The organism is Amnimonas aquatica (genome assembly GCF_002943415.1).
Taxonomy (GTDB): domain Bacteria; phylum Pseudomonadota; class Gammaproteobacteria; order Pseudomonadales; family Moraxellaceae; genus Perlucidibaca; species Perlucidibaca aquatica_A.
In genome coordinates this window covers 1-9717 of sequence record NZ_PTQZ01000039.1, presented here as the reverse complement: position 1 = coordinate 9717, position 9717 = coordinate 1, and the positions used below count along the sequence as shown (strand labels likewise).

Sequence of the window (9717 nt, the reverse complement as noted above, 5' to 3'; positions counted from 1 at the left end):
GACTGGATGATCCAGCGCCTGCGCACCGCCTACGGCGATGTCGTGGTGCACGAGGCCGCCTCGCTGGCGCGCGCGCGCCAGCTGCTGCAGGCCCTGCCGACGCTGGACCTGGTGCTGCTCGACCTCGGCCTGCCCGATGGCCGTGGCAGCAGCCTGATCGGCGAGATCCTGCACGGGCACGGCAGCGCCCAGGTCATCATCACCACCATCTACGACGACGACGAGCACCTGTTCTCGGCGCTGCGCGCGGGCGCCAGCGGCTACCTGCTCAAGGACCAGCCGGCGGAGGCCTTCGAGGCCGCGCTGCTGGCCCTGCGCGATGGCGTGCCGGCGCTGTCGCCGTCGGTGGCGCGCCGCCTCATCAGCCATTTCTCGCTGCCTGCGCCGGACTGCGGCGATGCCGACTGCCTGACCGGGCGCGAGCGCGATGTGCTGGTGCTGATCGCGCGCGGCCTCAGCGTCAGCGAGGCGGCCGAGAGCCTGCGCATTTCGGCGCACACGGTGCGGGGCTACGTGAAGGAGATCTACCGCAAGCTCGGCATCAACTCGCGCGCCGAGGCGAGCCTGAAGGCGGGGCGCATGGGGCTGATCCGGCTGGAGTGAGGCCTGCGGGCGGAGCCGCCGGCGTCATTGCCGCGCCGGCGGTCCGTCCGGAGTGCCCGCCGCCAGCCAGGCGGCCGGCACGGGACTGGTGATGCCGCTTCAGCGCTGCACGCGGGCGGCGAGGAAGTCGAGCAGGCCGGCGGCCGGAATGTCCTGCGACTCGGCGTCGCGGCGGCCCTTGTACTCCAGCGTGCCGGCGTCCAGGCCCTTCTCGCCGATGACGATGCGGTGCGGAATGCCGACCAGCTCGATGTCGGAGAATTTCACGCCCGGGCGCTCGTTGCGGTCATCCAGGAACACGTCGTAGCCGGCGGCGAGCAGCTGCTCGTAGAGCTTCACGCTTTCCTCCTGGATGCGCACCGACTTGGCCCAGTTCATCGGTACCAGCGCGATCTGGAACGGCGCAATGGCATCCGGCCAGATGATGCCTTTCTCGTCGTGGTTCTGCTCGATGGCGGAGGCCACCACGCGGGTGACACCGATGCCGTAGCAGCCCATGGTCACCGTCAGCGGCTTGCCGTCTTCGCCGAGCACGCGGCAGTTCAGCGCTTCCGAGTACTTCCGGCCGAGCTGGAAGATATGCCCGACCTCGATGCCGCGCTTGATCACCAGCTTGCCCCGGCCGTCCGGCGAGGCGTCGCCTTCGACCACATTGCGCAGGTCGGCGACCAGCGCCGGCTCCGGCAGGTCGCGGCCGAAATTGACGCCGGTGAGGTGGAAGCCGGCCTCGTTGGCACCGGTCACGAAGTCGCCCAGGACGGCCACGCTGCGGTCGGCGATCACGGTGACACTGGCGCCCGTGCCTTGCTTGAACACGGGGCCGATGAAGCCGGGCACGCAGCCCAGCGCCTCGACGATCTCGGCCTCGCCGGCGAGGCGGAAGTCCTTGAGGCCGTCGAGCTTGGCGGCCTTGATCTCGTTCAGCTCGTGGTCGCCGCGCAGCAGCAGCAGGAAGAAGCGCTGGCCCGGCTGCGCCGCCGCGCCGGCCTTGTCGTCGGCGGGGACGGGCACCGGCGCCACCACGGCGATCGACTTCACCACCTGGCTCAGCGGCAGGCCGAGCAGGGCGGCGACATCGGCGCAGGCGGTCTGGGTCGGGGTGGCGACGCGTGCCAGGGCCTGGCTGGCGGCCGCGCGTGCCGACGCCGGCGCCAGCGCTTCGGCCATTTCCACGTTGGCGGCGTAGTCGGAGCTGTCGGAGAAGGCGATGTCATCTTCACCCGAGCTGGCCAGCACGTGGAATTCGTGCGAGCCGGTGCCGCCGATCGAGCCGGTGTCGGCCTGCACCGGACGGAAATCCAGCCCGAGGCGGCTGAAGATGCGGCAGTAGGTGTCGTACATGACGTCGTAGGTCTGCTGCAGCGAGGCCTGGTCGACGTGGAAGGAATAGGCGTCCTTCATGATGAACTCGCGCGAGCGCATGACGCCGAAGCGCGGACGGATCTCGTCGCGGAACTTGGTCTGGATCTGGTAGAAGTTGATCGGCAGCTGCTTGTAGCTCTGCAGTTCGTTGCGCGCCAGGTCGGTGATCACTTCCTCGTGGGTCGGGCCGAGCACGAACGGGCGGTCGTTGCGGTCCTTGAAGCGCAGCAGCTCCGGGCCGTACTGCACGTAGCGGCCGGACTCCTCCCACAGCTCCGACGGCTGCGTCACCGGCATGAACACTTCCAGCGCGCCGGCGCGGTCCATCTCCTCGCGCACGATGCGCTCGACCTTGCGCAGCACGCGATTGCCCAGCGGCAGCCAGTTGTACAGGCCGGCGGCGACCTTGCGGATCATGCCGGCGCGCAGCATGAGCTGGTGCGAAATGACTTCGGCGTCGGCCGGGGTTTCACGGAGGGTGGCGAGCAGGTAGCGGCTGGCGCGCATGTCGGGGGTTCCTGATTGGCGGCAAGGGGTGGCTGGGGCGGTTCGCGGAGCCGGGCTGCGCGAAGCGGGGCGGAATGCCGGGGCCGCCATTGTAAGGAGAGGGCGGGGGCGTGGCTACTCGGCGGGCTGTGACGGCCGGTGCGCATCCGGTCCGGCCCGGGGTCTTTACCGCGGCCGCCGATATGGCAGACTCGTCATGATCATTACGAAATGGTGCAATTCATGAAAATGACAGCAACAGAAGTGCATGACTTCATCACCGCGGCCATGCCGGCCTATGGCGGTGCCGGCTTCTCGGTGGACGCCGTCGAGCCGGACTGCGTGCGCGTGCGCTTCCCCTACCGCGAGCACACCCTGCGGCCCGGCGGCAGCATTTCCGGTCCGACCATGATGACCCTGGCCGACACCGCCATGTACGTGCTGATCCTGGCGAAGCTGGGGCCGGTGGCGCTGGCGGTGACGCAGAACCTGAACATCCATTTCCTGCGCAAGCCGCGCCAGGCCGACCTGGTGGCCGAGGCCCGCTTCCTGCGTCTGGGCAGGAGTTCGGCGGTGATCGACGTGCTCATCCGCGCCGACGGCCAGGACGAGCCTGTGGCCCAGTCCACCGGTACCTACGCCATTCCTGCGCCGCCGGCGGGCTGAGCCGCCGCGCGCGGGCCCGGGCGGCCGGCCTGAGGGGATGTGCGGGGCCGGCAGCGACGGGCCGCCGCCGGCGATCTTCCGGCCGGCGGGATGGCCCGGCGGCGGCTGCCTCGGCTACACTCGTCGCCATGCCGGTCCGGGTTCCGTCGGACCGCCTTGCCGGAGACTTAAGCCCTTGTCCAAGCCTCTCGCAATCAGTCAGCTCTACCGCAGCACCCCGCTGAAGCATCTGCCCTTCCGCAACACCCGCCGCCTCAAGCCCATGACCGACTTCCTCGGCCAGGACCGCGCCCGCGAATCGGCCGAAATGGCCGTGGCCATGCCGCACGACGGCTACAACCTGTTCGCCATCGGCAGCAACGGTCTCGGCAAGCGCACCATGATCCGCCGCTACCTGGAGTCGGTGGCGCGCCAGCGCCCGGCACCTTCGGACTGGATCTACGTCAACAATTTCAAGGATCCGCGCTATCCGCAGGCCATCGAGCTGCCGGCCGGCCTGGGCGCGACCTTCAAGCAGGATGTGCACAAGCTCTGGCGCAAGCTGTCCGACCGCATCGTCAGTGCCTTCGAGAGCGACCGCTATCAGGACCGTCGCGAAAGCCTCAAGGGCGAGCTGACCCGCGTGCAGCAGGATGCGCTGGCGCAGCTGGCGGCGATCGGCGAGAAGCAGGGTGTCAAGCTGGTGCTGCGCACGCCGGGCGGGTACGGCTTCTCGCCCATGGCCGAGAACGGCGAGGTGATGGCGCTGGAGGTGTTCAACAAGCTGGCGGCGCCGGCGCAGGAGCGCATCAAGGCGGCCATGGCCGACATGGACAGCCGCCTGCGCAAGGTGGCGCGCAAGCTCGACCAGATCGAGGAGCGCAACCGCGACCAGATCGACAGCCTCAACGACGAGGTGGCGCTCGCGGTCATCGACCCGCTGCTCGACCGCCTGCTGGAGAAGCACGCGGCGCATCCGCGCCTGGTGAGCTACCTGAAAAGCTACAGGACCGACCTGCTCGACCACCTGGAGCTGGTGCTCAACGCCGGCGAGAACCAGGACGCCACGGTGTCGGTGGGGCAGGCCGGCGAGCAGCTGCCGCCGGTGCGCTACCAGGTCAACGCGCTGGTCAGTCGCGATCCGAAGCAGGGCGCGCCGGTGATCCTCGAGGACCTGCCGACGCACTACAACCTGCTCGGCCATGTCGAGCAGGTGACCTACATGGGCACCGTCGCCACCGACTTCACGCTCATCCGTCCCGGCGCGCTGCACCGTGCCAACGGCGGCTTCCTGATGATCGACGCCGAGCAGGTGCTGGAGCATCCTTACGCCTGGCAGAGCCTGAAGCGGGCCCTGCGCGCCAAGTCGCTGAAGCTGTCGTCGCTGGAGCAGATGCTGACGCTGACCGGCACCGTTTCACTGGAGCCGGATGCCATTCCGCTGCAGCTCAAGCTGGTGCTGCTCGGCGACCGCGAGACCTTCTACCTGCTGCAGGAGTTCGATCCCGAGCTGGAGACGGTGTTCAAGATGCGCGCCGACTTCGAGTCGGACATGCCGCGCACGCCGGAGAACGAGCTGGTCTACGCCCATTTCCTCGCCGACATCGCGCGCCGCGAGGGCCTGCCGCCGCTGGACCGCAGCGGTGTCGCCCGGCTGATCGAGGAAAGCGCGCGCACCGCCGACGACCAGGAACTGCTGTCGCTGCACGCCCGCGGTGTTGCCGACCTGCTGCGCGAGTCTGGCTACTGGGCCGGGCAGGCGGGGGCCGAGTGCATCACCGCCGACCACATCCGCCAGGCGCTGTCGGGCCGCGAGCGCCGTCACGACCGCATCCGCCGCCTGTATCTGGACGACATCGGCAAGGGCAACCAGCTGTTCAGCTGCGAGGGCGAGGTCATCGGCCAGGTCAACGGCCTGACCGTGGTCAGCTACGGCGATGCCAGCTTCGGCCTGCCGTCGCGCATCTCGGTGACCGCGCACTACGGCAGCGGCGAGATCACCGACATCGAGCGCGATGTCGAGCTCGGCGGCGCTATCCATTCCAAGGGCGTGCTCATCCTCACCAGCTACCTGAAGGCGCGCTTCGGTGCCGAGCACCCGCTGCGCTTCGCCGCCAACATCGCCTTCGAGCAGTCGTATTCGGGGGTCGATGGCGACAGCGCCTCGCTGGGCGAGCTCTGCGGCCTGCTCTCGGCGATCGGCAAGCTGCCGGTGACGCAGTCGCTGGGCATCACCGGCTCGGTCAACCAGTTCGGCGAAGTGCAGCCCATCGGCGGCGTCAACGAGAAGATCGAGGGCTTCTTCGCGGCCTGCCAGCTCAAGGGCCTGACCGGACATCAGGGCGTCATCATCCCGGTGCAGAACATCCGTCATCTCATGCTGCGCGAGGATGTGCTGGCCGCGATCCGCGCCGGACGCTTCCGCATCCACGCGGTGAGCCGGGTGGAGGAGGCGATCGAGCTGCTGCTGGGCCGGCCGGCCGGGGTCATGGATGCCGAGGGCAGCTATCCGGAGGGCTCGGTGTTCGCCGCCGTGGCCGAGCGCTTCGCGGTCTGGCACGACGCCGAGAAGGACGACGACGAGGACGAGGACAAGCCGGCCGCGGCTGTCGTCCCGGTGCCGGTGGCGGTGGCGGCCTCCGGCGAGTCGCGCGCGACGGCGGTCCGCCGTCGCCATCGCGGCGTCAACAAGCATTGACCATTTGGTCACAAATAGGGAGGGATTTGCCGGGTTTTGGCCTGCCAAATCCTTTCAGGATACGTAAACTCGACCCACCCGCCGTAACACGTGGCGCTTTTCCGCGTCCGTGGCGTGTGTAGTCACCAACTTCTGGAGATCACTGCATGATTTATTCGGGATCTGCCATCAGCGTGCAGGCGCTGGGCGATGGCGTCGCTGAACTGAAATTCGATCTCGCCGGCGAGTCCGTCAACAAGTTCAATGCCGTCACGGTCAATGAACTCGCTGAGGCGACCGCCGCGATCAAGGCCGACGCCGGCATCAAGGGCGTCATCGTCACCTCGGGCAAGGGCGTGTTCATCGTCGGCGCCGACATCACCGAATTCGGCTCGCTGTTCGCGGGCGGCGAAGCCGGTGTCGCCGAGTGGACGCTGAAGGCCAACTCCGTGTTCAACGGCTTCGAGGACATCCCGGTGCCGACCGTGGTCGCCATCAACGGCATCGCCCTCGGTGGCGGTTTCGAGATGTGCCTGTCCGCCGATTACCGTGTCATGTCCACCGCCGCCAAGGTCGGCCTGCCGGAAGTCAAGCTGGGCCTGTTCCCGGGCTTCGGCGGCACCGTGCGCCTGAGCCGCGTGATCGGCATCGACAACGCCGTGGAGTGGATCGCCGCCGGTGGCGAGCAGCGTCCGGACGCCGCCCTCAAGGCCGGTGCCGTGGATGCCGTGGTCGCTCCCGAGAAGCTGCGTGATGCCGCCCTCGACCTGATCAAGCAGACTCTGGCCGGCAAGCTCGACTGGCAGGCCAAGCGCGCCGAGAAGCTGAACCCCGTCAAGCTCAACAACATGGAGCAGATGATGGCGTTCAACACGGCCTCGGCCGTGGTCGCAGGCAAGGCCGGCCCGAATTACCCGGCGCCGAAGCTCGCCCTGCAGGCCATGCAGGCGCACGCCAACCTGCCGCGCGACGAGGCCATGAAGGTCGAATCGCAATATTTCGCCAAGGCCGCGGTGACGCCGCAGGCCAACGCGCTGATCGGCCTCTTCCTGGCCGACCAGGCCGTCAAGAAGGCCGCCAAGAAGCACGAAGCCAAGTCGGCCAAGGCCATCAAGCAGGCCGCCGTGCTCGGCGCCGGCATCATGGGTGGCGGCATCGCCTTCCAGTCGGCGAGCAAGGGCACGCCGATCATCATGAAGGACATCCGCACCGAGGCCCTGGACCTGGGCATGGGCGAGGCTTCCAAGCTGCTCGGCAAGCAGGTCGAGAAGGGTCGCCTGACCCCGGCCAAGATGGGCGAGACCCTGTCGCGCATCCGTCCGACGCTGAACTACGGCGATTTCGGCACGGTCGACATCGTCATCGAGGCGGTGGTCGAGAACCAGAAGGTCAAGCAGGCGGTGCTGAGCGAAGTCGAAGGCCTGGTGCCGGAAGACGCCATCCTCGCCTCCAACACCTCGACCATCTCCATCACGTCGCTGGCCAAGGCCCTGAAGCGTCCGCAGAACTTCGTCGGCATGCACTTCTTCAACCCGGTGCACATGATGCCCCTGGTCGAGGTCATCCGCGGCGAGCAGTCCTCGGACGAAGCCGTGGCCGCCACCGTGAAGCTGGCCCAGCAGATGGGCAAGACCCCGATCGTGGTCAACGACTGCCCGGGCTTCCTGGTCAACCGCGTGCTGTTCCCGTACTTCGGCGGCTTCGACCTGCTGGTGCGTGACGGCGCCGACTTCCAGGCCGTCGACAAGGTCATGGAAAAGTTCGGCTGGCCCATGGGCCCGGCCTACCNTACAAGTCCGCCACCGAAATCATGTTCGAGAACACCCGCTACGGCCAGAAGAACGGCAAGGGCTTCTACGTCTACGAGCAGGACAAGAAGGGCAAGCCGAAGAAGGTCGTCGACCAGACCACCTACGAACTGATCGCTCCGGTGGTCGGTCCGCGCAAGGAGTTCGAGGCCGACGAGATCATCGCCCGCCTCATGCTGCCGATGGTCAACGAGATCGCCCGCTGCCTGGAAGAGAACATCGTCGCCAGCCCGGCCGAGGCCGACATGGCGCTGATCATGGGCATCGGCTTCCCGCCGTTCCGCGGCGGCGCCTGCCGCTATGTCGACCAGGTCGGCATCGGCAACTACGTCGCCCTGTGCGACAAGTACGCGCACCTGGGCAAGGCCTACGAGGCCCCGCAGCTCCTGCGTGACATGGCAGCCGCCAACAAGAAGTTCTTCGGTTGAGCCGGGAGATTAAAGAATGACGACTCTGAATCCGCGTGATGTGGTGATTGTCGATGGCGTCCGCAGCGCCATGGGCCGCAGCCGTAACGGCATGTTCCGCAATGTCCGTGCCGACTCGATTTCGGCCGAACTGGTGAAGGCGCTGTTCGCACGCAACCCGAACGCCAATCCGGAAGAAGTGGAAGACGTGATCTGGGGCTGTGTCAACCAGACCCTGGAGCAGGGCATGAACGTGGCGCGCAACATCGCCATGCTCGCCGAGCTGCCGCGCACGGTGCCGGGCCAGACCGTGAACCGCCTCTGCGGTTCCTCCATGCAGGCGCTGCACACTGCCGCCGCCCAGATCATGACCGGCCAGGGCGATGTCTTCGTCATCGGCGGCGTCGAGCACATGGGCCACGTCGGCATGATGCACGGCATCGACCTCAACCCGGCAGCCTCCAAGCACTACGCCAAGGCCTCCAACATGATGGGCCTGACCGCCGAAATGCTGGGCATGATGAACGGCATCAGCCGTGAAATGCAGGACCAGTTCGGCCTGGCGTCGCATCAGAAGGCCTGGGCCGCCACGCTGGCCGGCCGCTTCAAGAACGAGATCATCGGTATCGAAGGCCATGACGCCAACGGCTTCAAGGTGCTCTGCGAGATCGACGAAGTCATCCGCCAGGACGCTTCGCTGGAGCAGCTGGCCTCGCTGAAGCCGGCCTTCAACCCGAAGGGCGGCACGGTCACCGCGGGCACCTCGTCGGCGCTGTCCGACGGCGCTTCCGCCATGCTGATCATGAGCGCCGAGCGTGCCCAGGCCCTGGGCCTGAAGCCGCGCGCCAAGATCCGCTCCATGGCCGTGGCCGGCTGCGAAGCCGCGATCATGGGCTGGGGTCCGGTGCCGGCGACGCAGAAGGCGCTCAAGCGCGCCGGCCTGTCGATCGACGACATCCAGACCGTCGAGCTCAACGAGGCCTTCGCCGCCCAGGGCCTGTCCGTGCTCAAGGGCCTGAACCTGCTGGACCAGGCCGAAGCCAAGGTGAACCACAACGGCGGCGCCATCGCCCTCGGTCACCCGCTGGGCTGCTCCGGCGCGCGCATCACCACCACGCTGCTGAACGTGATGGAGCAGAAGGACACGCAGATCGGCCTCGCCACCATGTGCATCGGCCTCGGCCAGGGCATCGCCACGGTGATCGAACGTCTGAACTGATCAAACCGGTTGTTGGAAGTGCCCGTGCCGGCGATCCCGGCACGGGCATCCTGCAAGCAGAAGCCGCGCTACCCGCGCGGCTTTTTTATGGCCGGTCATCCCCGGCGGCCACCCTGCGGGCCGTCGCGTTGCGATGTCAGGCATTTCTTTCGGGCGTTTTTCGGGTCCGTCTTCGGTAGCCGCCTGTCGCCGGGTGGTGGCTCGGAATTTCCGGGAAATTCGTTGAATTTGGCGACTATTGTTGCATAAGTGCGCAATTTACCGTGCTTCAGCATCGATTTCGCACTGTGCTGGTGCGAGGTTACGTGATGCGTACAAAAAACGAACGGATACCCAATAAGGTACGTTTGCCACGGCTTTTAAGGTGCGACCCTCTCATCAGCCAATGTCAAGGTGACGCCCATGGATTGGTATGCCTACGGCCCCATACTTGTTATGCTCGCAGCCCTGATCCTGTTCATCCGCTACCTGTGAGCGGTGGCAGGAAAATGCCGTCGAGGAGGAGATGTC

5 protein-coding genes and 1 pseudogene are annotated in these 9717 nt (G+C 67.2%); 5 read left to right on the top strand and 1 reads right to left on the bottom strand.

Translation table 11 applies throughout. The annotated features are described in order from the left end of the window. Nucleotides 1–603, top strand: a 603-nt coding sequence (locus tag C5O18_RS03025; protein ID WP_105191385.1) for a response regulator transcription factor, incomplete at its 5' end; no start/stop codon positions are given. 99 nt (nt 604–702) lie between these two features. On the opposite strand, the gene C5O18_RS03020 is transcribed toward C5O18_RS03025, so the two are convergent. Continuing rightward, nucleotides 703–2472 (bottom strand): proline--tRNA ligase, encoded by a 1770-nt coding sequence (locus C5O18_RS03020; protein WP_105191383.1) that lies wholly within the window; start codon nt 2470–2472, stop codon nt 703–705. A gap of 222 nt (nt 2473–2694) precedes the next feature. Between C5O18_RS03020 and C5O18_RS03015 the strand changes: the two genes are divergently transcribed. From C5O18_RS03015 to fadA, 4 genes and pseudogenes are all read left to right on the top strand, one after another. Continuing rightward, a complete protein-coding gene (locus C5O18_RS03015; RefSeq protein ID WP_206389701.1) occupies nt 2695–3117 on the top strand; it encodes a PaaI family thioesterase in 423 nt (140 codons plus the stop codon). A 175-nt stretch (nt 3118–3292) separates the two neighbouring features. Continuing rightward, on the top strand, nt 3293–5794 hold the full coding sequence (locus C5O18_RS03010) for a Lon protease family protein (protein WP_158249250.1): 2502 nt from the start codon (nt 3293–3295) through the stop codon (nt 5792–5794). A 146-nt stretch (nt 5795–5940) separates the two neighbouring features. Continuing rightward, nucleotides 5941–8009: pseudogene (gene fadB, locus C5O18_RS03005) on the top strand (fatty acid oxidation complex subunit alpha FadB). Between the two features lie 16 nt (nt 8010–8025). Then, nucleotides 8026–9207 (top strand): acetyl-CoA C-acyltransferase FadA, encoded by a 1182-nt coding sequence (gene fadA, locus C5O18_RS03000; protein ID WP_105191381.1) that lies wholly within the window; start codon nt 8026–8028, stop codon nt 9205–9207. Nucleotides 9208–9717 lie beyond the last annotated feature (510 nt).